This window comes from Marinobacter sp. L-13, assembly GCF_056857715.1.
The window spans coordinates 125452-151136 of the sequence record NZ_JBSXNQ010000053.1; the positions used below are offsets into that span (position 1 = coordinate 125452).

Consider the following 25685-nt stretch of genomic DNA (forward strand, 5'->3'; position numbering starts at 1 on the left):
CCATTATAGGGATTCGGCTGAGGCCGCGACCCGATCTACCTCAATTCCGGGGCTGGAGCGTGGTTATTTCAGATGCGTTTTCGACAGATCATGGGAAGTTGCATGCACAAATCCGTACCGTTTCTGTTTACCTGCCTGCTTGGCCTCACGCTGGCAGGCTGTGCCAGCCTCACCGGCACAGAGGAAGCGCCTGCCAAGAGCGAAACCGTCGCCGCTGGGGAAAAGACAGAACCACAACCGCCGGTTGAATACGCCGATTTTGAGCCCGAAACCCTCTATTTGCTTCTATCTGCCGAAATTGCAGCCCAGCGCGGACGCTACGACATTACCCTGGTTAACTACCTGAAGGCTGCCAAACAGTCCCGAGACCAGGTGGTGATCGAGCGGGCGATGCGAATCGCCCAATCCCTGAACGGCGATAACGCCCAGAAACAGCTCGCCGAGCTGTGGCTGGACATCGACCCGGATAATCTCCAGGCCCACAGGATTTCTGCCATCCAGGCCGTAAAGGGAAACGACCTCCAAACTGCCATCCATCACATGGAACGGATCATGGATCAGGGCGGCGATGCTGACTTCGACAGCCTTGCCGCTCTGGCGGCCAATTTGCCGCCAGAGCAACAGCAGGAACTGCTCGCTCTTTACAATGAGATGTCGGACCGCCACCCCGACACCCCGGAACTGGAATACAGCATCGCGCTCCTGTTGAAAGTAACCGGGCAGCCACAGCAAGCCCTGGACAGACTCGAACCACTGCTGCAGGAAAACGCAAACTTCCAGCCGGCTATCATTCTCAAGGGCGATCTGCTCTACCAGACCGATCAGAAAAGCAGCGCCCTGGATTACCTGCTGACCAACACCCGCCGCTTTCCGGGCAACCGACAAATGGGCACCCTTTACGGCCGCATGCTTATAAATGAAGGTGAATTACAGGCTGCCCAGGATGAATTCAATCGCCTCGTAAAGCGGTACCCGGACACGCCGGGCCTGCGACTCTCTCATGCACTGGTCGCTCTTGAAAACGGGCAGACCGACCTGGCCCGGCAAGAACTGACACAACTGGCCGAACAGGGCCACCATACCAGCGAAGCCAACTACTACCTGGGCCGCATTGAAGACCAGGCAAGCAATACCGAGCAGGCCATTGGCTATTACCAGAGCGTGGAACAGGGCAATTACTACTTCCCGGCCCTGGCCCGCGCCAGTTCTCTGCTGGCCGAGAATGGCCAGCTTGAGGACGCCATTGACCGCATCCGCAGGCTACGCGAGGCCAATCCCCGCCAGGCAGAGAACTTCTGGCTGCTGGAGGTGAACCTGCTGCTGGATCAGGAACAACAACAGCAGGCCCTGAGCACCGCCACGGCAGCCCTGGAAGAACATCCGGACAATATCGAGATCCGGTACGCCCGGGCCATGCTCTACGATGGCATCGGACAGCCTGCCTACGCCGAAGCCGACCTGAAGCACATTCTCGAACAGGAACCGGAAAACGCCGTTGCCCTGAATGCCCTGGGCTACATCCTGACCACCCGAACAGACAGACTGAGAGAAGCCCGCGGCTATATCGAGAAAGCACTGCGGCTGGACCCGGACAATCCGGCCATCCTCGATAGCATGGGCTGGGTCCTGTTCCTCGAAGGCCAGCTCGAGCCGGCGCTCGACTACCTCTCCCGCGCCTGGGCCGCCTTCCCCGATCCGGAAGTTGCCGCTCACTATGGTGAGGCGCTGTGGATGAACGGAGCCGAAGAACAGGCCCGGATCATCTGGCAGGAGGGTCTGGAGCAGGACAGCGACCACGAGGTGCTCAGGGAAACCATTGACCGATTGACCAATAGCGGTCAGCCGGAATGAATCTGGTCCGAACCCTGGCAGCCTTGACAATGCTTGCCACCCTCGGCGCCTGCACTACGATCCAGATCGAGCCATTGCCGGAGGGCATGACAGACCAGCCTCCGGCTGACTGGACCACTCGCGCAGTCAGTCTCGACAAACTCGACCACTGGAAGCTGTCCGGGAAGCTGGCCGTACGCCAGCCATCCGACAGCGGAAGCGCCATCATCAATCACTGGATTCAGGATGGCGAAGCCTACGATCTTGCCCTCTCCTCATCGTTCCTCGGTATGGGCAGCACAACACTCAAAGGGGTTCCCGGGTTTATCGAGTTGACCCTGCCGAACGGCGAAACTTACCGCTCGGGCGAACCGGAAGCGCTGGTCGAGGCGGCCACGGGCTGGCAGCTGCCACTGGAGAATCTGACCTGGTGGATTCGGGGCCTGCCATCCCCCGCCAGCGACTATCGCCTGCTGTTTGATAATCAGGGCACCCTGGCCATAATCCGCCAGAACGGCTGGGAAATCCGCTACGACCGCTGGCAGGCCTTCCTCTCTGCTTACCCTGCGCTGCCCGCCCGGATTACCGCGCTCAAGGACGACAAGCGGGTACGCCTGGTGGTCAGCGACTGGCAGGAGCAGCCCGAGTGACACCTGACCTGATACTGCCCTCACCGGCCAAGCTGAACCTGTTCCTGCACATTGTCGGGCGCAGGGATGATGGCTATCACGAGCTTCAGACACTGTTCCAGTTTCTGGACTACGGCGATGAACTGAGCTTCACCCTGACATCCGGCGAGCCGGGGGTGAGGCTCGCGGAGTCTGTTCCCGGTGTCGACGACGAGGACAACCTCATCATTCGAGCGGCCAGAGCACTCCTTGAGAGGGCTCAAGGCGACTTGCCCGCGGTCACCATCGGCATCACCAAACGGCTGCCCATGGGCGGCGGCCTCGGCGGCGGCAGCTCCAATGCTGCAACCACTCTGCTGGGCCTGAACTATCTCTGGCAGCTCGACTTGAGCACCGATGAGCTTGCCGGAATCGGCCTCGGCCTGGGCGCCGATGTTCCGGTATTTGTCCGGGGCCATGCCGCCTTTGGCGAGGGAGTTGGTGAAACACTGACCAACACAAATCCGCCGGAAGACTGGTTCGTTGTCCTCAAGCCCGGCTGCAACATAAACACTGGCAAGATTTTTTCCGAGCAAGGGTTGACAAGGAACACCCCGAGAATCAAAATAGCGCCCGCTTTTGAGGGAGACGCCTCGAGGTACCGAAACGACTGTGAGGATGTAGTTCGAAAACTGTATCCTGAGGTTAACCAGAGCCTGGAATGGCTTTCACAATTCGGACCTGCAAGATTAACCGGAACCGGGGCTTGCATATTTGGACGTTTCCCGACAGAATCCGCAGCCCGGATCATCTGGGAAAGCAAACCCTCCGGCGTCACGGGGTTCGTAGCTAAAGGGGTGAACATTTCACCTCTACACAAAAAGCTAACAGAGCTGAAATGATGCCAAAAAAGCACGATACTGGGGTGTCGCCAAGTGGTAAGGCAACGGGTTTTGATCCCGTCATGCGCAGGTTCGAATCCTGCCACCCCAGCCACCTTTCTCCCGCTTCTTCTGAATCAAACGCCGATACTGAGAAGGATGCCGTCGTGTCCAAACTGATGATCTTCGCTGGCAACGCCAACCCTGAACTGGCTCAAGCGATTGCCCGCAAACTCCACATTCCCATGGGTCAGGCCACTGTAGGCCGCTTCAGCGACGGGGAAACCACCGTCGAGATCAATGAGAATGTCCGCGGCCATGATGTGTTCATCATCCAGCCGACCTGCTACCCCACCAACGATAACCTGATGGAACTGATCGTGATGGCCGACGCACTTCGCCGTGCTTCCGCTACACGGGTCACCGCCGTTATCCCCTATTACGGATACGCGCGCCAGGATCGCCGGGTACGCTCTACCCGTGTTGCCATCAGCGCCAAGGTGGTCGCAGACATGATTTCCAGCATCGGCGTTGACCGGGTCCTGACCGTTGACCTGCACGCCGACCAGATCCAGGGCTTCTTCGATATCCCGGTGGACAACATCTACGCCACACCGGTCATGCTTGAAGACATCTTCAAGCAGCGTTTCGAGAACTTTGTCGTGGTATCTCCGGACGTTGGCGGCGTGGTTCGCGCCCGTGCCGTGGCCAAGCGCCTGGACGACGCTGACCTTGCCATCATCGACAAGCGTCGCCCGAAAGCGAACGTTTCCCAGGTAATGCACATCATCGGTGATGTCAAAGACAAGACCTGCATCCTGGTGGACGACATCATCGATACCGCCGGCACGCTATGCAAAGCGGCCAACGCCCTGAAAGAACACGGCGCGGCCCGCGTGGTTGCCTACATCACCCACCCGGTTCTCTCCGGCCCGGCCATTGATAACATCAATGCCTCACAGCTGGACGAACTTGTGGTCTGCGATACCATCCCGCTGGGTGACAAAGCGCATAATTGTGATAGAATCCGCGTCCTCGGAATGGCCGGGCTGCTTGCGGAGTCTATTCGTCGCGTGAGCAACGAAGAGTCCATCAGCGCCATGTTCGAGAATGCCTGAGTGACCTTTCGGTCGTAATATCAAGGCATTACAAGCAGTTACCGGGTCGGGAGCCTACACAGGCTCCCGACTCTTTTAGTCAGCCGGAAAAATCCGGCTTTTCAGAAACATCACCTGATCCTACGCCTGGTCGCGGGCAGTTCAGGTGACGATTGAGGTTATTACCATGTCTCAGGAATTTGTTATCGAAGCATTTCCTCGTGACGATCAGGGGAGAGGTGCGAGCCGCCGCCTGCGTCGTGAGGAACGGAAAATCCCGGCCATCATCTATGGTGGCAACAAGGATGCAACTCCGATTGCCATCTGGCACAACGAGCTGAAGAAAGCCCTGGAGAACGAAGCATTCTTCTCCCACGTTCTGACCGTTGAGCTGAACGGCAAGAAAGAAAGCGTAATCCTGAAGGATCTGCAGCGTCACCCGTACAAGCCGATCCTGACCCACGCTGACTTCCTGCGTGTTGACAAGGACCACGAGATCCACGTCAACGTACCGCTGCACTTCATCAACGAAGACACTGCACCGGCTATCAAGCTCCAGGGCGGTGTAGCGAACCACCAGATCAACGAAGTTGAAGTGATCTGTCTGCCGCAGAACCTGCCCGAGTTCATCGAAGTGGACATGACCACTGTCGAAATGGACCAGGTAGTTCACCTGAGCGACCTGAAACTGCCGAAAGACGTCAAGATTGCCGCCCTGCTCCAGGGTGAAGATCACGACCTGCCGGTTGTGGCTATCCATAAGCCGCGCGGCGCCAAGGTTGATGACGAAGCCGAAGACGGCGAAGAAAGCGAAGAAGGCGGCGAAGACAAGGAGTAATCACTCCTTAACTGAGGAGGGCAACGGCGAATGGCGCAGGATATTGTCATGGTGGTTGGTCTGGGTAACCCCGGCGCTGACTACGAGAATACCCGCCACAACGCCGGCGCCCTCTTCGTGGAAGCTCTGGCTCGCACCGCGGGCCAGACGCTCCGCCCCGAAAAGAAGTACCACGGGCTCTATGCCCGCATTCAATGGCAGGGCCTGGACCTGCACCTCCTGAATCCGACCACTTTCATGAATCGCAGCGGCCTGGCCATCAAGGCGCTGGCAGACTTCTTCAAGATTCAGCCCCAACAGATTCTGATTGCCCACGACGAACTCGATCTGCCCCCGGGTACCGCAAAGCTCAAGAAAGGTGGCGGCCACGGCGGACACAACGGCCTGCGTGACGCTATCGCCCACCTGGGCACCAACGATTTCCAGAGACTGCGCATCGGTATCGGCCACCCCGGCGACAGCCGCAGGGTAACCGGGTACGTCCTCGGCCGCCTGGGCAAACAGGAAACCGAGGAACTGAACGCAGTGATCGACGAAATCATGCGGGTATTACCGGATGCAGCCAGCGGCAAACTCCCCGGCGCCATGAATCGCCTGCACAGTTTCAAACCGGTATAATCCGCTCAAATTTTTCCAGTACCAGCAGAGGCATTCCATGGGATTTAACTGCGGCATCGTCGGCCTTCCCAACGTCGGCAAATCTACCCTGTTCAACGCATTGACCAAATCCGGCATTGGCGCGGAAAACTTCCCGTTCTGCACCATCGAGCCCAACGCCGGTGTCGTCGCCATGCCGGACCCGCGCCTCAACAAGCTGGCGGAAATCGTAAAGCCGGAACGTGTCGTCCCGACCACCATGGAATTTGTCGACATCGCCGGCCTTGTGGCAGGCGCATCCAAGGGCGAGGGCCTGGGCAACCAGTTCCTGGCCAATATCCGCCAGACCGATGCCATCGCCCACGTGGTGCGCTGCTTTGAAGACGGCAATGTCATTCATGTCGCCAACAAGGTAGACCCGGCCTCCGACATCGAAGTCATCAACACCGAACTGGCCCTCGCCGATCTGGAAACCGTTGAAAAGGCCATCAAGCGGGTTCAACGCGTGGCCAAGAGCGGTGACAAGGAAGCCAAGGCCCAGCTGGAGATGTTCGAGAAACTGCTGCCCGTGCTGAACGAGGGCAAACCGGTGCGCAGCATGAACCTCGACAAGGACCAGATGGCCCTGATCCGGGAACTCTGCCTGCTGACCGTGAAGCCGACCATGTACATTGCCAACGTCAGCGAAGACGGGTTTGAGAACAACCCGCATCTGGACACGGTGCGCAAGATCGCCGAGTCGGAAAATGCCGTGGTTGTGCCCATCTGCAACAAGATCGAAGCCGAAATCTCCGAACTGGAAGACGATGAAAAATCCATGTTCCTGGAGGAGATGGGCATGGAAGAGCCTGGCCTGGATCGCGTAATTCGCGGCGGCTACGGCCTGCTGGGCCTGCAGACCTACTTTACCGCCGGGGTAAAGGAAGTCCGCGCCTGGACCGTGAAAATCGGCGCCACAGCGCCCCAGGCAGCCGGTGTAATCCACACCGACTTTGAACGCGGGTTCATTCGGGCAGAAGTAGTGAGCTACGACGATTTCGTTCAGTACAACGGTGAAGCCGGGGCCAAGGATGCCGGCAAATGGCGTCTGGAAGGCAAGGACTACGTCGTCAAAGACGGCGACGTTATCCACTTCCGCTTCAACGTGTAATTTTTCAGGAAAAACTGCGCCCAAGCCTTGACAGGAAGGGCCCATTTACTGAAAATACGCGCCTCGTTTGGGGCGATGCCCAAAGCGAAATGGCAAGGTAGCTCAGTTGGTTAGAGCACAGCACTCATAATGCTGGGGTCGGCGGTTCGACTCCGCCCCTTGCTACCATCTTTTCCGATCTTCGATCTACAAAGCTGATAGCGAAATTTTTGCTACCAAGATCAAAGACTTAAAGAGACCCTCGCAGAAATGCCTGGGTCTTTTTTATTGCCTGCCGATAAACCATTTGGTTGAGACCAAAAAGCTGCTGTTTTCGTCGGGGCTCCACAGGGGGTCCAAGAATCTCAATTTCAGGCCGAACTGGTTGATTTGTGTTCAAATATTTGTGCGCAAATGCTTCTTGATTACGAACCTAATGACGCGAAACAAAGGCGCGTAAATTTTAACGCTCAAAACTTTGTTCGATGGACGTGTGTGGGACCGATAGGCCCGCTCGTCACACCTGCCAACCTGCGGCTCCATAGAATCCCAAGTGCACCTTTACCCTCTTTTGGGTCGTCGCGACCCACTCTGCGATTCTCGGTGAACAATTACCATCAGCGAGCAAAACTTGTCGATAGAGAAGCGGGTCGTAGCGACCCACCCCTTCCTCTGGCCATTGAACAACCTCGGGACCTCAATCGCACACAGTGCACTGGGTCGTCACGACCCACTCCGCGATTCTCGGTGAGCAATTACCATCAGCGAGCAAAGCTTATCGATAGAAAAGCGGCTCGTAGCGACCCACTGCCTTCCTATGGCCATTGAACAACCTCGGGACCTCAACCGCATCCAGTGCACTGGGTCGTCACGACCCACCCCGCGATTCTCGGTAAACAATTACCATCAGCGTGCGTATTCCGGCGAACGTGAACACCCATACCGGTTGAACGTGAACGCCATTTTTCTTAACGCATCACCCACCGGAGTTTGTACTCCGGGTGTTCACGTTCAGTCAATTTCCTGAAGTCGTTTTCTCATCGATTCCCCCTTCAGAGCCCAGCGATGGGCGTTGTGCATGAGCCTGTCCAGGATGGCGTCAGCCAGAGTGTTATCGCCGATGGCGGCATACCACTGATCCGTAGGCAGTTGGCTGATGATCATGGTTGAGTGCGTGCCGTGACGGTCATCCATGATCTCCATCAGGTCGTTCCGGTGTGCCGGTTTCAGGGCTTCGAGTCCCCAGTCATCCAGGATCAGCAACTTCACTTTGGCCAGCTGGTTCAGCGTCTTCTGGTAGGTGCCGTCAGCCTTGGCCTGAGTCAGTTCCAGCAGTAGCCGGGAGATTCGGTAGTACCGTGTGCTGAGGCCGTTCAGGCAAGCCTGATGCCCCAGTGCACAGCCCAGGTAGGTTTTACCGCTGCCGCAGGGGCCGGTGATCAACAGGTTCTGGCCACGCTCCAGCCAGTCGGTCTGAGCCAGCTGGGCGACCTGAGCTTTCTTCAGGTTGCGGGGGTGCTGGTAGTCGATGTCCTGGATCGAGGCCCGGAGTTTGAAGCGGGCCTGGCGTACCAGACGATCCTGTTTCCGGTGCTCCCGGGTCTGGAACTCCCGGTCCAGCAACAGCTCCAGGCGTTCGGCGAACGGCAGGTCGTCGTAGGTGCCCGGCTGGTTTTGTTGGTGTTCCAGGGCGGCAGCCATGCCGCCCAGTTTCAGGTCTTTCAGTCTTGCCAGGGTTTGTGTCGTGCTCATGAGTGATGTCCTAGTGGAAGCTCTTCGGGCCACGGATGTTCTCGTGGTGCTGGGGGAGTTCGGCGTTCAGGGGCAATTGTTCTGGCAGCTTGTCCCGGTTGCTCCGGAGAATGGCCTTGATGTGCTTCAGCCGGTTCAGACCTTCCCGATTGGCGATGCGGCAGCCGGCATTCAGGCGTTGGCTGGGGTACTCCCGAGTCAGGTTGAGCAACCCGAGACAGACACGGTAGGCCTGCTCCGGGTGTTCCCGCTCAGCCAGTCGATCACTGACCCAGATCAGCGTGTCTGGCCCGATGTCCCGGGCCCAGTTCTTGAGACGCCCCGGGGTCCATTGCTGCTGTTTTCGATGCCGGGCAGGCATATGACCGGCTTCGGTGGTGGTGCCCGGCCTGTGACGCCGTGGGTGACTTGCCACCTGGCGTTGCCGGAAGTGGACCTGCACCAGATGATCGCTGGCCTGGACTTCCACCTGCTCGCCCACGTACTGGTGTGGTACCGAGTAATGATGCTGGTCGAACTCGATGTGGTAATCGATATTGACCCGGCAACGCCGGATCTCGACGTACTCATAGGGCTGTTTCGGCAAGGGACGCAGGGCTGGCTGATCCAGTGTCTCGAAGGCTGTTTGCCGGTTACCCGGCAGCCGCCGGAACGGGCGGCTGTTCAGCTCTTCAAGCAGTGACCGGATGCGCTGGTTGGCTTCGGCGAGAGTGAAGAAGGTGTGGTGACGCAACCGGGCCAGGATCCAACGCTCCACGATTTGCACGCCGACCTCCGCCTTCGATTTGTCCTTGGGCTTGTAGGGCCTGGCCGGGAGGATGGCCACCTGATAGTGCTCGGCCAGTTGCTGGTAGCTGGGGTTTAGCTCTGGATCGTACCGACAGGCCTTGCTGACACCGCTGCGCAGGTTGTCCGGCACGACCATCTCCGGAATGCCACCGAAGAACTCAAAGGTACGCACGTGACTGGATAGCCAGTCTCGTAAACTCTGGCTCCAGGTAGCTTCAGCGTAGGTGTAGTTGGAGGCACCCAACACCGCCACGAACACCTGAGCGGTGCGTACCTCACCGGTCTGCGGGTTGATGATCGGCACGGTCGGGCCGCAGTAATCCACGAAGCACTTCTCCCCGGCCTTATGGGTCTGGCGCATGGAGCGCTTTTGCTGCTTCAGCCAGTGCCGGTAACGGTCACAGTACTGGGAGTAGCTGTAACAACGATTGGGGTACTGAGCTGTGTATTCCTCCCACAACAGCTGCTTGGTCATCCCTTTACGCTTGAGTTCCTGGTGGACAGTGGCCCAGTCGGGCACCTGATAGCGAGTCGATGTGGTGGGATCGGCACCGGGATAGAACAGGGCCGCAAGGCGGCCATCGTCCAAATCCTCGGGCAACGGCCAGTTGAGGTTCAAGGCATCGGCCCGGGCCAACAGCTTCTGAATGGCCCCGACACTGGTCTTGGTGCTGGCACTGATCTGCCGGATCGAGAGCCCGGCTTCCAGCCTTAGGCGAAGCACCTCTCTGATTTTACGCATTGGAATTCTCTTTGCTGGCACAACTCCGCTCCCAAAAAAAGGAGTCAGAGTAGCAAACGGTTGAATAAACAATGCGTTAAGAAGGATTCCGGTTGAACGTGAACACCGTTTCCGGGAATGTGAACGCTGATTCCGGCATCGTGAACACCGATTCCGGAAAATCCGGAAAAGCGTTCATCTTCGATCAGAATGGCTGTTCACGTTGAACCAGAACTGGTGTTCACGTTCGTCCGGAATGGGTGTTCATGATGGGCCGGAATATGCACAGCGAGCACAACTTATCGATAGAGAAGTGGGTCGTAGCGACCCACTGCCTTCCTATGGCCATTGAACAACCTCGGGACCTCAACCGCACACAGTGCACTGGGTCGTCACGACCCACCCCGCGATTCTCGGTGAACAATTACCATCAACGAGCACAACTTATCGATAGAGAAGTGGGTCGTAGCGAACCACTGCCTTCGTATGGCCATTGAACAACCTCGGGACTTCATCTGGATAAATCGCGCTGGGTCGTCACGACCCACACTGCAATCGAATACACAGAATCAGTCTTCAGCGATCAAACTTTTCCACCACACCCAAATGGGCTTCAACGACTTGCCCGATTCCTATGGTCATTGAACAATCTCGGGACCTCAACCGCACACTCTGGGCTGGGTCGTCACGACCCACTCTTCGATTTACGTCAGAAACTTGATACTAGCGTGTAATAGGTAGCGCCTGCGTATTCCAGACCAAGGTTGCCACTGATTCCAGACGAAGCCTGCCACCCATTCCACGCGAAAGCTGCCACTGATTCCACGGCAAAGCTGCCACCTTGGCAGGCTGCCTGATTTCCCCATCAAAACGTCCGGCGCGGGATAACTAACGGTACTCTGCTCCTTTTCATCCGGAGAGGGTCAGATGCCAGCGAAGAGGTTATCCATGCGTAAAATCAAAGAAGTCCTTCGCCTCAAGTGGGAGCGAGGGCTGAGTAACCGGCAGGTTGCCGCAGCCTGCGGCATCAGTCGCCCCACTGTGAGCGAGTATCTGCGGCGTGCTGCTGAGGCGGAGCTTGGCTGGCCGCTGCCAGAGGATCTGAGTGAAGCCCAGCTGGAGCAACGGCTGTTCCCGCCACCACCGGATCTGCCGGCACAGGCCCGAGGCATTCCGGATTGGAAGCGAATCCACGATGAACTCCGGGGCAAGAACGTCACCCTGTTCCTGCTCTGGCAGGAGTACCGGGAAGCCAATCCGGATGGCTACCAGTACAGCTGGTTCTGCGAGCACTACCGGGCCTGGCAGGGCAAGCTGGATCTGGTGATGCGTCAGGACCACCGAGCCGGTGAAAAGCTGTTCGTGGACTATGCTGGGCACACGGTGCCCGTCATTGATCGCACCACCGGTGAGATCCATGAGGCGCAGGTCTTTGTGGCGGTGATGGGTGCGTCTAATTACACCTACGCCGAGGCCACCTGGAGCCAGACCCTGCCGGACTGGATCGGCTCCCACATCCGAGCCTTCGAGTTCCTGGGCGGCGTGCCGGAACTGGTGGTTCCGGATAACCTCCGTTCCGGCGTCAGCAAGGCCCATCGCTACGAGCCGGACCTCAATCCGTATATGGTCTCCTCCCCGTTTGCAAGGTCTCAGCACTCAATGTCAGGGACAGGTTTGCGCCCGTATATCCGGCCTGTTTGATGAGGCGGCTTTGTCGCCTCTGGCCTTGATGGAAGATCCGCGCCTGCCGTCCTTATCGACCTAACGGCCTCTGGGGCCCTTGGATTAGTCAGGTTTTCGGCAGGCCGGTCTGACCTGTTATGCCATCGATTGCTGTGACCCTCGCAACCTGCGGGAAGGGTAACCGCTTTACTTTCCGACGTCGCGTCGGTGATTTAGCTCAGTCAATCCCTGACTTATTCATACCGCCAGCCGTTGCTCCGATGGCTGGTAGTGCTCGCCTCGGGCGATAATCACCCAGGCAATGCGAACCAACTTGTTGGCCAATGCGACGGTTGCCTTGTTGAACCCTCGCTCTGCCTTGAGTCGCTGGATCCATCGGCTGAGGCGGTCCATTTTCCCGTCCGCACGGGCAACCACCGCTCTCGCCCCGTGAACCAGTTGGGCGCGTACGTACGGGTCGCCTCGCTTGCTGATTCCCAGTAAGACGTCTTTGCCCCCGGTGCTGTTCTGACGGGGGATCAGGCCCAGCGCTGCGCCAGCGTCTCGGCCTCGCCGGAATTGGCGGCCATCACCCATCCAGCCCTTCAGCAGACTGGCGACGACTTCACCAACGCCCGGTATCGCTTGCAGGCGCCGACAGGTCTCATCCTGTCTCGATCTCTGCTTTACTTGTTGGTCGTACCAGGCCAGTTCCTGCTCTACTTCCAGAAAACGCTGATACTGGCGGTGCAACAACTGCCGGGCCCGCTCGCTCAACCCGTTGTCAGCGTCTTCCAGTGCCAGTGGCAGCTCCCGGCGCAGCGCCGCTATTCCCTGGGGCATGATCACACCGTACTCGGCCAGCAATCCTCGAAGCTGATTGCTGATTCGTACCCGATCCTTGCTCACGCCCTGGCGCAGCTTGTGCAGCATCTGATCATCCTGCTGCTCGACCTCTTTGATCGGCACCGGGCGAATTCGCCCATGTTCACTGGCCTCCGCAATGGCCTGAGCATCGTTGTAATCGTTTTTCTGACCTCGAAGATAGCCCTTCACATGTTGAGGCGGTAACAACTCAACCTGATGCCCTAACGCTCGTATCTGGCGAGCCCAATAGTGCGAGCTCCCACACGCCTCAAGAGCGACTGTGCAAGGCTCCAAACGCACCAGCTGCTCCAGCAACTGCTTGCGGCGCACTTTGCGCTTCCACCCGCTGTGACCTTTAGGGCCCAGCCCAAAAAGGACAAACGTGTTCTTTGCGAGATCAATGCCAACCGTTGTAACCTTACTCATGGTCTCCTCCCACTCGTTTCTGATAGGAAAATTCTCCTTCCCTATCCTGGCGCATTGCGACGCCGATTAGGAGGGGAGGAGACCATCTCATCGACCGAACGCTACAGCGCCGTCGACACCATCCGCGAGCAGGGCAACGTCTACCTGACGGCTGGCTCGAAGCTGATGTCTTCTGAAAACAACGTGATGCTGGAAATCACCGCAGACACCTGCGGCCGTCACGACACCCTGGGCGGTGCCTGCGCGGCGGAGAGCAACACAACCCGTTATGCCCTCGAGAAAAAGTGCATGCACGCCTGCCGGGACAGCTGGCTGGTGGCCGTCACCGAACGTGAAGAACTGGGCATGAGCAAACGGGACATCACCCACAACATCAACTTCTTCATGAATGTCCCGGTCACGGCCGACGGCGGACTCACCTTCGCGGACGGGATTTCCGATGCCGGCAAATACGTGGAGCTGGAAGCGAAGATGGACGTTCTGGTGATGATCTCCAACTGCCCGCAGCTCAACAATCCCTGCAACGGCTGGAACCCGACACCGATTGAGGTGCTGGTATGGAGCTGAGCGGCAGATTCTCAAAGGTCCTGATCGCCAACCGCGGCGCCATCGCCTGCCGGGTTATTCGCACGCTGCGTGACATGGGGCTGACCTCGGTTGCCGTCTACGCCGAAGCGGATTCCGATTCGCTTCACGTACGGCAGGCGGACGAGGCGTATTCCCTGGGAGACGGCCCGGCAGCGACCACTTACCTGGATCAGGACAAACTGTTCGAGGTAATCCGCAAGAGCGGTGCCGGCGCCATCCACCCCGGCTACGGCTTCTTGAGCGAAAACGCCGATTTTGCCCGACGCTGTGACGCCGCGGGCGTGGTCTTCCTGGGCCCGACACCCGAGCAGATGGAGCAATTCGGTCTCAAGCATACGGCCCGGTCACTGGCGGAAAGCGCCGGTGTGCCACTGCTCCCGGGCACTGGCTTGCTGACCGATCTGGAAGAAGCACTGAAAGCCGCCGACACCATCGGCTACCCGGTGATGCTCAAAAGCACCGCCGGCGGTGGCGGCATTGGCATGTCCCGCTGCTACGGCCCGGACGATCTCAGCAAGAGCTTCGAGTCGGTCCAGCGCCTGAGCCAGAACAACTTCAGCAACAACGGCGTGTTCCTGGAAAAATTTGTGGAACATGCCCGCCATGTGGAAGTGCAGCTGTTTGGCAATGGCAAAGGCCAGGTTCTGGCCCTCGGCGAGCGAGACTGTTCCGCCCAACGCCGGAACCAGAAAGTGATTGAAGAAGCACCGGCTCCCGGGCTCACCGAGGACGTCCGCACACGCATGCACGCCACCGCGCGCCAGCTGGGCGAAAGTATCAGCTACCGCAGTGCCGGCACCGTGGAGTTTATCTACGACCCGGACACCACCGAGTTCTACTTCCTGGAAGTGAATACCCGCTTACAGGTGGAGCACGGTGTGACCGAGCAGGTTTATGGCGTGGATCTGGTCCGATGGATGGTGGAACTGGGCGCAGGCACCCTGCCCGACCTGGCAAAACTGGGCAGCAACCTCGCGCCTTCCGGCCACGCCATCCAGGCCCGGATCTATGCGGAAGACCCCAACAAGGATTTCCAGCCCGGCGCAGGCCTGCTCACCAACGTGGCCTGGCCCGAAGAGGATGGCCTGAAAATCGACACCTGGATCCAACCGGGTACGGAGGTGTCGCCGCTCTATGATCCCATGCTCGCCAAGGTGATTGTGCATGAGGCCGATCGCGAATCGGCCCGCCAGCGGTTGATGCAGGCACTCGACGACAGCCAGCTCTATGGCATCGAGACCAACCTGAAATACGTGCGCCAGGTACTGGACGACCCGCGCTTTGCCGAGGGCAGACTGTTTACTCGAACCCTGAACGAATTCGATTACCAGCCGGCCACCGTGGATGTGCTCAGTGGCGGCACCCTGACCACCATCCAGGACTACCCCGGGCGCATCGGCTACTGGGAAATTGGCGTACCACCGTCGGGTCCTTTCGACAATTATTCGTTCCGGCTTGGCAATCGACTGCTGGGTAATCCGGAAGGGGCTCCAGGCCTGGAAATCACCCTTAAGGGGCCGGTGCTCACTTTCAACCGCGCCACCCAGATTGCGCTGACGGGCGCCCAGCTGGACGCCACACTGGATGATCAGCCCATGGCTTCCTGGCAGGTGATCGACGTGCCCGCTGGCGCCACCCTGAAGCTGGGCGCCACCACGGCGGACGGCGCCCGGGCCTACGTGCTGTTCCGCGGAGGGCTGGACTGCCCCGAATACCTGACCTCCTGCAGCACCTTTACGCTCGGCCAGTTCGGCGGCCATTGCGGCCGCGCCTTGCGGGCCGGCGATGTGCTGGCCCTGGCGGAGTCTGAGCCAACCGGCCTGACCACTCTCCCTGCCGACCTCAAACCGACCATCGGCAAGACCTGGAAACTGCACGTTACCTATGGGCCTCATGGCGCGCCGGATTATTTTACTGACGAAGATATTGACACCTTCTTCGCCAGCGATTGGGAGATTCACTACAACTCGAGCCGCACCGGCGTACGACTTATTGGCCCGAAACCGCAGTGGGCGCGCAGTGACGGCGGAGAGGCCGGCATGCATCCGTCCAACATTCACGACAACGCTTACGCCGTGGGCACCGTGGATTTCACCGGCGATATGCCGGTGATTCTCGGTCCCGATGGCCCCAGCCTGGGCGGCTTTGTCTGCCCGGTGACGGTCATCAGCGCTGACCTGTGGAAACTGGGCCAGCTGAAAGCCGGTGACAAGGTTAGATTTGTTCCGGTAAGTCAGGACCAGGCTGTGGCCCTGCGGGAAGCCCTCGACGAGTCCATCGCCACCCTGACCGCAGCGACCGCCCATATCAAACCGATCACGCCAACCTCTCCGATTCTGGCGTCACTCAGTGACGATGAACACGAAACCGGCGTGGTTTATCGGGCCGCCGGCGACAACTACGTGCTGGTGGAATACGGCCCAATGGAGCTGGATATCCGATTGCGCTTCCGCGCCCATGCGCTGATGCTGTGGCTGCGCGAGCAGAATCACGATGCCATTCTGGAACTGACCCCCGGCATCCGATCCCTGCAGGTGCATTACGATAGCCAGAAACTGAACCAGCGCACGCTGCTGGATCTGCTGATCGGCGCCGAAAAGGAACTGGAAAAACAGCCCGAGTGGGATGTGCCCGCGCGCATCGTTCATTTGCCCCTGTCCTGGGATGACGAAGCCTGCCAGACCGCCATCGCGAAATACATGCAGTCGGTGCGCAAGGATGCCCCCTGGTGCCCGAGCAACCTGGAGTTCATCCGCCGCATCAACGGACTGGACGGCATCGATGAGGTAAAAAAGACGCTTTTCGAGGCAACCTATCTGGTGATGGGCCTGGGCGACGTTTATCTGGGCGCGCCGGTCGCTACCCCGCTGGATCCCCGGCACCGGCTGGTGACCACCAAATACAACCCGGCCCGGACCTGGACCGCGGAAAATTCCGTAGGCATCGGCGGCGCCTACCTGTGCATCTACGGCATGGAAGGCCCGGGCGGTTACCAGTTTGTTGGTCGCACCCTGCAGATGTGGAACCGCTACCGCACGACCGACCTGTTCGAGCCCGGCAAGCCCTGGCTGCTCCGTTTCTTTGACCAGGTGCGCTTCTACGAGGTCCGTGCCGAAGAACTGCAACAAATCCGGCGGGACTTTCCCAATGGCGACTACCCGATAAAGGTCGAGGAAACCCGCTTCAATCTGAAGGACTACGAGCAGTTTCTGGCGAACAACGACGACGAAATTCAGACCTTCACAGCCAAGCGCAAACGGGCCTTCGATGAGGAGCTGCAGCGCTGGATCGAGTCGGGCCAAATCAACTTCAGCTCCGAAGCACCGATCGAGGACACCGGCGAAGACGACATTGCCAACCTGCCAGCAGGCCAGCACGCGGTGGAAAGCCACGTAGCCGGTAACCTCTGGGAGTGCCTGGTCAAGCCAGGCGACACCATCGATGCCCAGCGGCCGGTGGCGGTTATTGAATCCATGAAAATGGAAATCGAATTACTGAGCCCCGTAACCGGACGCGTGGTAGACGTGCGCCGGGAAGCGGGACAGGCGGTCTCGCCCGGAACGCCGGTCGTGATTGTCGAAGAGATTACCGAGTAATGCCAGCAACCCCAAAAAACTGAAGAAAGACCAAACCTGCAAACACGGGCAAGGCCCGAGGAGAGACACCATGAATACACGCGACATCACCAAACGTCTGGCGGCCGGTCTGTTCACGGCCTCCCTGTCCATGGGTGCAATGGCCCAGGAAAAGGATTCCTTCAGCATCGCCTGGACCATCTATGCCGGCTGGGTGCCCTGGCAGTATGCCGAGGACTACGGAATCATGAAGAAGTGGGCGGACAAGTACGATATCGAGGTGGATATCGTGCAGGTGAACGACTACATCGAGTCCATCAACCAGTACACCGCCGGCCAGTTTGACGGTGTGGTAGCCACTAGCATGGATGGCCTGTCGATTCCGGCCGCCTCCGGCGTGGACACGACTGCGCTTATCGTGGGCGACTACTCCAATGGTAACGACGGCCTCGTATCCAAGGATGCCAAGACCATCGAAGAGCTGGAGGGTGAAACCGTTCACCTGGTTGAGCTCTCCGTATCGCACTATCTTCTGGCACGGGCACTGGCAAGCGTCGGTCTCGAAGAGCGTGATCTGAGCGTGGTGAACATTTCCGATGCCGATCTGGTTTCCGCGTTCCAGACCGACGATGTCCGCCATGTGGCTACCTGGAACCCGCTGCTGGCGGAAGTGGAAGCCTACCCGGGCGCGACCAAATTGTTCGATTCCAGTCAGATTCCGGGTCACATCAAGGATCTGACGCTGGTGAACACGGAAACCCTGGCCGACAACCCGAAGCTGGGCAAGGCGCTTGTAGGTGCCTGGTACGAAACCATGAACATCCTCGCCTCCGATAGTGAAGAAGGTCAGGAAGCGCGAGCATTTCTCGGAGAGCTCTCCGGCACCGACCAGGCCGGTTATGAGGCTCAACTGGCCGGTATGAAGATGTTCTGGGAACCGCAGATGTCAGTGGATTTCATTAACAGCAATGAAGCCCTGGACGCCATGGACAGCGTTCGCCAGTTCTCCTTCGAGAAGGGGCTGCTGGGTCAGGGTGCCATGAGCCCGGACTTTGTCGGCATCGAGTTTCCGGATGGGTCGATCATGGGTGACACCGGTAATGTGAAGCTTCGGTTTAACGACAGCTACATGCAGATGGCGGCAGACGGGGAGATCTGAGCGATCGTCTTCTAAAACTCTGCTAGGATCGGGCACGATTAGTCGTGCCCTTTTTTGTGGGCTTCGGAGCATGGGTGTGGGCTGATGGCTTCTCCAAAACACGCTCCTTCGGCCCATCCCTGGGGCGCTTGGGCTCCGCCATCCATGGCTCCGCACAGTTTTGGAGAAGCCATCAGCCCACACCCCCATACCCTGAGTGAAGCGTCGAGAAAAAGACCTATGCGCCGTACCAAGGAAGATGCCGAAAAGACACGCCAAACGGTCCTGGAAGCTGCTCTGAAGCTCTTCAGCCGGGACGGTTACTCACTGACAACCTTGAGTCGTATCGCCAAAGAAGCCGGTTGTAGTCGTGGACCAATCTACTGGCATTTCGAGAACAAGGACGATTTGTACGAGGCCGTGCTGGCTTACTCCCAGGAACCACTGGAAGCGCTGGTTGCGGAATGTGCCGGCATGCGGGAAACGCCCATTGAGGCCATGGACCATTTCATCGAGCGCTGGCTGGGCCTGCTGGCCAATGATCGTAAATATCGCCAGTCGTTCGAGATTCTGCTGAACAAGACCGAACTGACCGATGCCATGAGCCGGACGCTGAAGCGGGAACGGGCGTTGACCAGGTCGATTATTACGATGTTCCGGGATCTGGTGGGCCAGGCCGCTGAGCGGGGTCTGATCAGTACGCAGGAAGATCCTGAGGATCTGGGGCTGCTGAGTTACACCTATCTGATGGGGATTACCCAGACCTGGCTGTTTGCGCCGAAGCTGTTTTCGTTGAAACAGGAAACGGCGTTTTTCCAGCGACAGTTCTGGGTGCTACTGGGTCGAGGCTGAGCGCTCTTTCTCCAGCAATTGCTGTTTTCGGTCGAGGCCCCAGCGGTAACCACCGAGGGAACCGTCACTGCGCAACACCCGATGGCAGGGAATCAGCACGGCGATGCGGTTTCGCCCGCAGGCGGAGGCCACAGCCCGAACGGCTTTGGGCTCGCCCAGTCGCCTTGCCAACTCCGTGTAACTTACCACCTCACCTTCACGGACGCTTAGCAGGAGTTTCCAGACCCTTGTCTGAAAAGCCGTGCCACGGATATCCAGAGGGACATCCGGTCTGGGCATGTTCTGGCTCAAATGCTCATCCAGAGCCAACATCCACGCATCCAGCTCCGGCGATGCCTTTGCCCCAGACGGAGCCAGTCGAGCCTTCGGAAACTCCTTCTGTAACTGATCTCCCAGTGCCGTCTCATCATCCCCGAATTCGGCAAAACACACACCCTGATCGGTGGCGGCCATCATCAGCAGGCCGAGAGCCGTTTCCCGGCAGGCATAGGCAATGGTTTCACCTTCCCCACCCTTGCCGTAGCGGGAAGGCGGCATGCCGACCTGTCGGTCTGCCTTGCCATAGACGCGACTGACCGAACCAAAGCCGGCATCGTAGATTGCATCGGTCACGGTCCGGCCTGTTCTCAACGCCCGCTTGTAGTGGTTCAGGCGCAGTGCATCCTGATAAGCCTTTGGTGAGACACCGAAGGTTTCCTTGAACACCCGCTGTACGCGGGATGGCGACAACCCAACCACAGCGCCGAGGTCGGCAAGGCTCAACGGCTCATCTGGCCGGCTCTCGATGTACCTGGCCAGTGCGACCATTCGATCGGCAACGGGCATGGATGCTTTCGCGTCACTATCCTTCTCGTCCTGCATCGGGGTTCGGAAACTTTCCATGCTTCGGCTCCTTCATGTGCGCACAACCCATCATCCATATGATGCGCGTTTGCTTCGCCCCCTTCCATCCGATTCTTGCGGGCGCTACATTGACCGTCAATCAACAATAAAACCAACCGATTCCGAGGGGTCAGCACTATGTCCGAGCAATTGGCAATTCCATCCAAAAAGGGTGAAGTCAGTGAGGAGGAGTGGCAGCTTCGCATTGACCTTGCCGCCGCCTACCGACTGATTGCTCTCTACGGCTGGGACGACCTTATCTTCACCCATCTCTCGGTGCGAATTCCCGGTGACGAGCATCATTTCCTGATCAACCCCTACGGAATGATGTTCGAGGAAATTACGGCTTCCAGCCTGGTGCGCATTGATCAGGAAGGCAACAAGATCAATCCAGACGATTTCGACATCAACCCTGCCGGTTTCACCATTCACAGCGCCATCCATGCGGTTCGTGAGGATGCTGCCTGTGTCATGCACACCCACACGACCGCCGGTGTCGCTGTGTCAGCGCAGAAGGAAGGCTTGCTGCCCTTGTCCCAGCAAAGTCTTTTTCCGCTATCCGGACTCGCGTACCACGATTACGAAGGCGTGGCGCTGCGCGAAGACGAGAAAGCGCGCCTGCAGGCAGATCTGGGCCACGCCCGTTTCATGATCCTGCGCAACCACGGCCTGCTGACCACGGGACCCAGCGTCGCCGAGGCCTTCCTGAACATGTACATCCTGCAGCGCGCCTGCGAGGTCCAGATTCAGGCCATGTCCGGAGGCCAGCCGCTGGTACGTATTCCCGATACCATTCTCAGCTCCATTCGGGAGCAGGCCAAAAAGGTCACCAAGGGCATGGGTGGCAACCTTGCCTGGCCAGGACTTCTCCGGAAGTTGGACCGCATCGATCCAGGCTTCCGAAGCTGACATCAGGCCCTGTAGCTATCAGAACATTTTCAGATAACGGTCCACTTCCCAGGCCGACACGTGGTTCTGATAGCTCTCCCACTCGCCTTTCTTGAAGTCGATAAAGCTTTTGAACATGGCTTCACCGAAGACTTCTTTCGCCAGCGGATCGGCCTCAAAGGCCTCCACCGCCTCGCCCAGGTTCCGGGGCAGATACTCAATGCCCTGCTCGGTGATCTCGGCATCGCTGTAGTTGTACATGTTCTCGTGGTGGGGGGCGCCCGCGTCCAGACCTTCACGGATGCCTTCCAACCCTGCAGCGAGAATCAGCGCACTGCCAAGATAGGGATTGCAGGCAATGTCTGCGGCACGGCATTCGATGCGCCCGCCCATGCCGGGAATCCGGATCATATTGGTGCGGTTGTTGGAGCCATAACACATGAATACCGGTGCCCAGGTGGAACCCGACATGCTGCCCTGGCGAACGAGCCGTTTGTAGCTGTTCACTGTCGGCGCAATCACGGCACTGATGGCAGCGCCATGTTTCAGTACACCGGCAGTGAAGTGATAGGCGATCTTGCTGATACCGCAGTTGTGCAGATCGTCGCCCTTGGGCTCGAACAGGTTTTCGCCAGTTTTCAGATCCGCCAGCGACATGTTGTAGTGGGCGCCACTGCCGGTGCGGTCGGCAAAGGGCTTGGGCATGAAGCTCGCGAAAGCGCCATGTTTGCGGGCAATCTCGTTGGCCATCATCCGGAAGAACACCAGGCGGTCGGACATGGTCAGTGCGTCGGCATATTTGAAGTCGGTTTCGAACTGGCCGTTGGCGTCTTCGTGATCAAACGAGTACACATCCCAGCCCAGCTCGTTCATGGCGTCTACCAGCTCATCCATGATGGGCAGGTTATCCATGAGCGTGCGGGGGTCATAACAGGGCTTGCCCAGGTTGTCGCGATCACTCAGCGGGGCAAAGCCGCCATCCTCGGTATCCCGGAACAGGAAGAACTCGGTTTCAATACCGAGATTGAAGCGATACCCCATATCGGCCGCCGCACTCAGCTGACGACGTAGAATATTCCGGGAACAGGCTTCGAAAGGCGCGCCGTTCAGGAACAGATTGCCCGGGAACCAGGCCAGCTGGCGATTCCAGGGGCAGATGGCCAGCCCATCGGCATCCGGCATGGAGGCGACCTCGTCGTCGGAGATATCCTGGGGCACGCCATCCAGGGCGGCGCCTGTGTAAAGCTCCGAGCCTTCCATCATTTGCCCCAAGTGAGCCACGGGCACGAACTTGCCTTTGGTCACACCGTGGATGTCCACGTAGCTGGCAATGGCGTATTTCACACCTTCCTCTGTGAGCTTCTCTTTCAGGGCCTGGGTGTTGGTCAATTCCGTCATCCTGTTTTTCTCCGGCCCGTCATGCGGGCAATCAGTTTGGGTTCTGGCACGTTTCTTTCTTTGTTTTTGCCATTCAACTTACATGCCAGCGTGTATATATAAGAGCGAAGGCGAGAGACTTCAGGCAAACAGTCAGCCTGAAAGAGAGGGGAAAATGGCGTCGAAGCAATGGCTTGTAGAAGATTACGAAGCAGGTGACCTGCCTCTGACTTCCGGCGAAACGTTGCACTCCGCGAGATTGCGGTACCACCGCATCGGCGAGCTGAACGCACCAAAAGACAACCTGATTATGCTGCCCACGTACTACGGTGGTGCAGCCGCGGGTAATCACCCGTGGGTTGGAGGCAACAGCCCCCTCGATCCAGACCGTTACTGCATCGTTATTCCCGCTTTGTTGGGCGCAGGCGAATCATCCTCACCCTCGAACACCGCCGGAGCACAGGGCGGCCCGGGCTTTCCTGCCGTGTCCCTGTATGACAACGTGATGCTACAAAAGCGGTTGGTGGAGGACATCTTCGGAGACGCCCGGATCGCGCTGGTGATGGGCTGGTCCATGGGCGGGATGCAGGCGCTGCAGTGGGGCTGTTTGTTTCCGACGCAGGTGCGCGCAGTGCTGGCCACCTGCTGCACCGCGCGGTGCTATCCCCACAACCGGGTATTTCTTGAGGGCGTAAAGGCGGCACTGACCTGTGACCACGCCTTCGAGAATGGCCGCTACCGGACTCCACCCGAACGCGGACTCCGGGCCTTCGGCCGGGTTTATGCGGGCTGGGCTTATTCCCAGGCGTTTTTCCGTCATGAGCTCTGGCGCGAACAGGGTTTTGGCTCCATTGAAGAGCTGCTTCGATTCTGGGAGCAGGATCAGCTGGGCCAGGACGCCAATGATCTGCTCACCGTACTGAACACCTGGCAGAACGGCGATATCAGCGACAACCCCGTATTCGGCATGGATTACGAAGCGGCGCTCTCTGCCATTGCCATGCCTACCCGGATGATGCCCTGCACCACCGATCTCTACTTTACCGAGGAGGACGCCAGTGAGGATCGCCGCCGGATGCCCGGCGCAACCGTGGAATCGCTGGAATCGGACTGGGGCCACGTTGCCGGTGGTGCGGGCCGGGAGGCTGCAAGCCACAATCGCATCCTTGCGGCCGCCCGGGCCTTGCTCTCGGGAAAGGCGTCATGATCGAGCATCCGAACCTATGCCGCACCAACCCGGTGCATATTTTTGCCGATGCTTTTGCCGGGATGACCCGTTTTCGCCCGCTCTTCGGATCTGGCATGCCATCTGCACTGTTTCCGACTGACGGTTTTCAAAAACCCGATCCGTTCAAAGCACTGTTCACAACACCGCAGACAGAGCGACGGACAAAATGGGTGACTAGGGTTCCGGTCCGGGCAGTCAAGATTCCCGGATGGCTGGTCCGAGAGTTACCGACCTCTGGGGAGGTTACACGGCGGGACAAAAGCCCGGGAGACTGAATCGCAAGGGACGCTGTTACCCGCGATGACCTTGCCGTGTTGTGTAACCAGAGGAGACGATTCATGCGAATGATCAACCATCACCCCGGGCGTGTTTCCGCTACCATCCTGGGCCTGTTGCCCTTTCTGTTGATCATGCTCATTTACAGCCTGGCGTCTCAGGAGCGCCTGGCAGACAACCCTAACGACAAACTCCTCCCAGGTCTGGAGCAGATGACCGCGGCCGTGGATCGCATGGCTTTTCAGGAGGACCGTCGCAGCGGCGACTACCTGATGTGGCAGGACACGACCGCCAGTCTGGCGCGCCTTGGAATGGGCGTCGGTATCGCCGCCTCGCTGGCGCTGGTGGTCGGTATTCTCAATGGAGTGTTGCCACTGGTCAGGGCCAACCTTGCTCCTCTGGTTTCTGCCCTTTCCATGGTGCCGCCGCTGGCCATATTACCGATTCTCTTCATTGTGTTCGGGCTGGGCGAGCTTTCCAAAGTCATGCTGATCGTGATCGGCACTGCGCCCATCATGATGCGGGATGTGGCCCAGCGGGTTCGCGAGCTCCCGGGCGAGCAGCTGATCAAGATCCAGACCCTGGGCGCAAATTCCTGGCAGGTGATCACCCGCATGGCCCTGCCCCAGGTGCTGCCCCGCCTGATCGACACCGTGCGCCTGAGCCTTGGCCCCGCATGGCTGTTCCTGATTGCCGCCGAGGCGATTGCCTCCACCGAAGGCCTCGGCTACCGGATCTTCCTGGTGCGACGCTACCTGGCCATGGACGTGATCCTGCCCTATGTCATCTGGATCACCATTCTCGCCATTGTTATCGACCAGTGCCTGCGTCTGGCAAACCGCAGGCTGTTCCCCTGGTACAACGCAGGAGGCCACTGATGAGCTTTATCACCGTTAACAATCTCTGGAAGGAATACGGCGATCAGGTGATCCTGGAGAACCTGAACCTGAGCGTGAAACAGGGCGAGTTCTGCACCCTCGTGGGCGCCTCCGGGTGTGGCAAGTCCACCTTCCTGAAAATGCTTTTGGGCCAGGAAACCCAGACCCGCGGCGAGCTGCTACTGGAGGGCGAGGCCTTCCCCGGCGAGCCGGACCGGAACCGGGGTATCGTATTCCAGCGCTACTCGGTGTTCCCACATCTGACGGTGCGCCAGAACGTGCTGATGGGTCTGGAGCTGGAACAGAAACCCTGGCTGGGCAAGCTGTTCGGCGGCGCCCGCAAGGTAGCTCTCGAGAAAGTGGACGACATGCTGGAGTCGGTGGGCCTGAGCCCATCGGCCAACAAATGGCCCCATGAACTGTCGGGCGGCATGCAGCAGCGACTCGCCATTGCCCAGTCGCTGATCATGCGCCCACGGGTTCTGCTGCTGGATGAGCCCTTCGGCGCATTGGACCCGGGTATTCGCGGTGACATGCACGACCTGCTGCTGAAACTCTGGCAGGAAACCGGCACCACCATTTTCATGGTAACCCACGATCTGAAGGAAGGTTTTTACCTGGGCACCCGACTGCTGGTGTTCGACAAGGTGCGCAACGATCCCCATGACCCACAGGCATTCGGTGCCACCATCACCTACGACTTGCCGATAGGCCAGACGGATCGAAAACTGTTCGAGGACATTCATCAGTCGGTCAGCGAGACAACCCGTAATCAGGCCGCCTGATCTAACGGACAGCTCAATAAA

The 25685-nt window shown here is 58.8% G+C and carries 20 protein-coding genes, 2 tRNA genes, 1 pseudogene and 1 riboswitch; of the genes and pseudogenes, 18 read left to right on the top strand and 5 right to left on the bottom strand.

The annotated features are described in order from the left end of the window. The first annotated feature begins 102 nt into the window (after window positions 1–102). The 9 genes from AC13DD_RS10445 to AC13DD_RS10485 all read left to right on the top strand — a co-directional run bounded on the left by AC13DD_RS10445 (window position 103) and on the right by AC13DD_RS10485 (window position 7169). Window positions 103–1851 (top strand): tetratricopeptide repeat protein, encoded by a 1749-nt coding sequence (locus AC13DD_RS10445; protein WP_288367796.1) that lies wholly within the window; start codon window positions 103–105, stop codon window positions 1849–1851. After that, window positions 1848–2480 (top strand): lipoprotein insertase outer membrane protein LolB, encoded by a 633-nt coding sequence (gene lolB, locus AC13DD_RS10450; protein WP_273073323.1) that lies wholly within the window; start codon window positions 1848–1850, stop codon window positions 2478–2480. The genes AC13DD_RS10445 and lolB overlap by 4 nt, the downstream gene beginning before the upstream one ends. Continuing rightward, complete coding sequence (gene ispE / locus AC13DD_RS10455) at window positions 2477–3340, top strand: 4-(cytidine 5'-diphospho)-2-C-methyl-D-erythritol kinase (RefSeq protein WP_482931105.1); 864 nt, start codon at window positions 2477–2479, stop codon at window positions 3338–3340. Before lolB ends, ispE begins: the two co-directional genes overlap by 4 nt. Window positions 3341–3359: 19 nt before the next feature. Next, window positions 3360–3434 (top strand) — tRNA-Gln (locus AC13DD_RS10460). Between the two features lie 52 nt (window positions 3435–3486). After that, window positions 3487–4437 carry a ribose-phosphate diphosphokinase gene (locus AC13DD_RS10465; RefSeq protein WP_008176348.1) on the top strand — a complete coding sequence of 317 codons (951 nt, stop codon included), beginning with the start codon at window positions 3487–3489 and terminating at the stop codon, window positions 4435–4437. Between the two features lie 166 nt (window positions 4438–4603). Then, window positions 4604–5254, top strand: coding sequence for a 50S ribosomal protein L25/general stress protein Ctc (locus AC13DD_RS10470; RefSeq protein ID WP_405418735.1), 651 nt, complete (start codon window positions 4604–4606; stop codon window positions 5252–5254). A 30-nt stretch (window positions 5255–5284) separates the two neighbouring features. Then, window positions 5285–5872, top strand: coding sequence for an aminoacyl-tRNA hydrolase (gene pth, locus AC13DD_RS10475; RefSeq protein WP_474545733.1), 588 nt, complete (start codon window positions 5285–5287; stop codon window positions 5870–5872). A 37-nt stretch (window positions 5873–5909) separates the two neighbouring features. Further along, on the top strand, window positions 5910–7001 hold the full coding sequence (ychF, locus tag AC13DD_RS10480) for a redox-regulated ATPase YchF (RefSeq protein ID WP_305966632.1): 1092 nt from the start codon (window positions 5910–5912) through the stop codon (window positions 6999–7001). Between the two features lie 91 nt (window positions 7002–7092). Next, window positions 7093–7169 (top strand) — tRNA-Met (locus AC13DD_RS10485). A gap of 822 nt (window positions 7170–7991) precedes the next feature. Here the strand turns inward: AC13DD_RS10485 and istB are convergent. Continuing rightward, window positions 7992–8732 carry an IS21-like element helper ATPase IstB gene (istB, locus tag AC13DD_RS10490; protein WP_069184032.1) on the bottom strand — a complete coding sequence of 247 codons (741 nt, stop codon included), beginning with the start codon at window positions 8730–8732 and terminating at the stop codon, window positions 7992–7994. Window positions 8733–8742: 10 nt separating this feature from the next. Continuing rightward, complete coding sequence (istA, locus tag AC13DD_RS10495; RefSeq protein WP_069184031.1) at window positions 8743–10284, bottom strand: IS21 family transposase; 1542 nt, start codon at window positions 10282–10284, stop codon at window positions 8743–8745. 885 nt (window positions 10285–11169) lie between these two features. Here istA (AC13DD_RS10495) and istA (AC13DD_RS10500) point away from each other — a divergent pair. Continuing rightward, a pseudogene (istA, locus tag AC13DD_RS10500) lies at window positions 11170–11862 on the top strand (IS21-like element ISSpu5 family transposase); the annotation flags it as partial. A 300-nt stretch (window positions 11863–12162) separates the two neighbouring features. Here istA (AC13DD_RS10500) and AC13DD_RS10505 read toward each other — a convergent pair. Continuing rightward, a complete protein-coding gene (locus tag AC13DD_RS10505; protein ID WP_008172057.1) occupies window positions 12163–13197 on the bottom strand; it encodes an IS110 family RNA-guided transposase in 1035 nt (344 codons plus the stop codon). Between AC13DD_RS10505 and AC13DD_RS10510 the strand changes: the two genes are divergently transcribed. The 4 genes from AC13DD_RS10510 (at window position 13087) to AC13DD_RS10525 (ending at window position 19350) form a co-directional block, all read left to right on the top strand. Beyond that, window positions 13087–13764, top strand: a complete 678-nt coding sequence (locus AC13DD_RS10510; protein ID WP_482931113.1) for a DUF1989 domain-containing protein — start codon at window positions 13087–13089, stop codon at window positions 13762–13764. The two genes, AC13DD_RS10505 and AC13DD_RS10510, sit on opposite strands and share 111 nt — an antisense overlap. Next, complete coding sequence (gene uca, locus AC13DD_RS10515; protein ID WP_482931106.1) at window positions 13755–17381, top strand: urea carboxylase; 3627 nt, start codon at window positions 13755–13757, stop codon at window positions 17379–17381. Before AC13DD_RS10510 ends, uca begins: the two co-directional genes overlap by 10 nt. A gap of 70 nt (window positions 17382–17451) precedes the next feature. Continuing rightward, entirely contained in the window at window positions 17452–18519 is a 1068-nt protein-coding gene (locus tag AC13DD_RS10520) for a putative urea ABC transporter substrate-binding protein (protein WP_104270869.1), read from the top strand. Between the two features lie 219 nt (window positions 18520–18738). Next, window positions 18739–19350: a TetR family transcriptional regulator gene (locus tag AC13DD_RS10525; protein WP_482931114.1), complete on the top strand. Its 612-nt coding sequence runs from the start codon at window positions 18739–18741 to the stop codon at window positions 19348–19350. On the opposite strand, the gene AC13DD_RS10530 is transcribed toward AC13DD_RS10525, so the two are convergent. After that, window positions 19333–20232, bottom strand: coding sequence for a bifunctional transcriptional activator/DNA repair enzyme AdaA (locus AC13DD_RS10530; protein WP_482931107.1), 900 nt, complete (start codon window positions 20230–20232; stop codon window positions 19333–19335). The two genes, AC13DD_RS10525 and AC13DD_RS10530, sit on opposite strands and share 18 nt — an antisense overlap. A 138-nt stretch (window positions 20233–20370) precedes the next feature. Here AC13DD_RS10530 and AC13DD_RS10535 point away from each other — a divergent pair, with 138 nt between their 5' ends. Next, entirely contained in the window at window positions 20371–21141 is a 771-nt protein-coding gene (locus tag AC13DD_RS10535; RefSeq protein ID WP_008171006.1) for a class II aldolase/adducin family protein, read from the top strand. A gap of 18 nt (window positions 21142–21159) precedes the next feature. On the opposite strand, the gene glnT is transcribed toward AC13DD_RS10535, so the two are convergent. Continuing rightward, the gene (gene glnT / locus AC13DD_RS10540; RefSeq protein WP_482931108.1) at window positions 21160–22518 is read right to left on the bottom strand and encodes a type III glutamate--ammonia ligase; all 1359 of its coding nucleotides are present in this window, start codon (window positions 22516–22518) and stop codon (window positions 21160–21162) included. A 154-nt stretch (window positions 22519–22672) separates the two neighbouring features. On the opposite strand from glnT, the gene AC13DD_RS10545 reads away from it, so the two are divergent. The 3 genes from AC13DD_RS10545 (at window position 22673) to AC13DD_RS10555 (ending at window position 25664) form a co-directional block, all read left to right on the top strand. Then, complete coding sequence (locus AC13DD_RS10545) at window positions 22673–23704, top strand: alpha/beta fold hydrolase (RefSeq protein ID WP_482931109.1); 1032 nt, start codon at window positions 22673–22675, stop codon at window positions 23702–23704. 184 nt (window positions 23705–23888) lie between these two features. Continuing rightward, a riboswitch (guanidine-I (ykkC/yxkD leader) is annotated at window positions 23889–23997 on the top strand. A 66-nt stretch (window positions 23998–24063) separates the two neighbouring features. Continuing rightward, window positions 24064–24879, top strand: coding sequence for an ABC transporter permease (locus tag AC13DD_RS10550; RefSeq protein ID WP_482931110.1), 816 nt, complete (start codon window positions 24064–24066; stop codon window positions 24877–24879). Further along, window positions 24879–25664, top strand: a complete 786-nt coding sequence (locus tag AC13DD_RS10555; RefSeq protein ID WP_482931111.1) for an ABC transporter ATP-binding protein — start codon at window positions 24879–24881, stop codon at window positions 25662–25664. Before AC13DD_RS10550 ends, AC13DD_RS10555 begins: the two co-directional genes overlap by 1 nt. Window positions 25665–25685 lie beyond the last annotated feature (21 nt).

Excerpts from the sequence above, each read along its gene's own strand:
- uca (WP_482931106.1), top strand. The coding sequence starts at position 13,755 with ATGGAGCTGAGCGGCAGATTCTCAAAGGTCCTGATCGCCAACCGCGGC.
- AC13DD_RS10545 (WP_482931109.1), top strand. The coding sequence starts at position 22,673 with ATGGCGTCGAAGCAATGGCTTGTAGAAGATTACGAAGCAGGTGACCTG.
- AC13DD_RS10445 (WP_288367796.1), top strand. The coding sequence starts at position 103 with ATGCACAAATCCGTACCGTTTCTGTTTACCTGCCTGCTTGGCCTCACG.
- AC13DD_RS10470 (WP_405418735.1), top strand. The coding sequence starts at position 4,604 with ATGTCTCAGGAATTTGTTATCGAAGCATTTCCTCGTGACGATCAGGGG.
- AC13DD_RS10520 (WP_104270869.1), top strand. The coding sequence starts at position 17,452 with ATGAATACACGCGACATCACCAAACGTCTGGCGGCCGGTCTGTTCACG.
- pth (WP_474545733.1), top strand. The coding sequence starts at position 5,285 with ATGGCGCAGGATATTGTCATGGTGGTTGGTCTGGGTAACCCCGGCGCT.
- AC13DD_RS10550 (WP_482931110.1), top strand. The coding sequence starts at position 24,064 with ATGCGAATGATCAACCATCACCCCGGGCGTGTTTCCGCTACCATCCTG.
- AC13DD_RS10530 (WP_482931107.1), bottom strand. The coding sequence starts at position 20,232 with ATGGAAAGTTTCCGAACCCCGATGCAGGACGAGAAGGATAGTGACGCG.
- lolB (WP_273073323.1), top strand. The coding sequence starts at position 1,848 with ATGAATCTGGTCCGAACCCTGGCAGCCTTGACAATGCTTGCCACCCTC.
- AC13DD_RS10505 (WP_008172057.1), bottom strand. The coding sequence starts at position 13,197 with ATGAGTAAGGTTACAACGGTTGGCATTGATCTCGCAAAGAACACGTTT.
- AC13DD_RS10535 (WP_008171006.1), top strand. The coding sequence starts at position 20,371 with ATGTCCGAGCAATTGGCAATTCCATCCAAAAAGGGTGAAGTCAGTGAG.
- AC13DD_RS10555 (WP_482931111.1), top strand. The coding sequence starts at position 24,879 with ATGAGCTTTATCACCGTTAACAATCTCTGGAAGGAATACGGCGATCAG.
- istB (WP_069184032.1), bottom strand. The coding sequence starts at position 8,732 with ATGAGCACGACACAAACCCTGGCAAGACTGAAAGACCTGAAACTGGGC.
- ychF (WP_305966632.1), top strand. The coding sequence starts at position 5,910 with ATGGGATTTAACTGCGGCATCGTCGGCCTTCCCAACGTCGGCAAATCT.
- glnT (WP_482931108.1), bottom strand. The coding sequence starts at position 22,518 with ATGACGGAATTGACCAACACCCAGGCCCTGAAAGAGAAGCTCACAGAG.
- AC13DD_RS10525 (WP_482931114.1), top strand. The coding sequence starts at position 18,739 with ATGCGCCGTACCAAGGAAGATGCCGAAAAGACACGCCAAACGGTCCTG.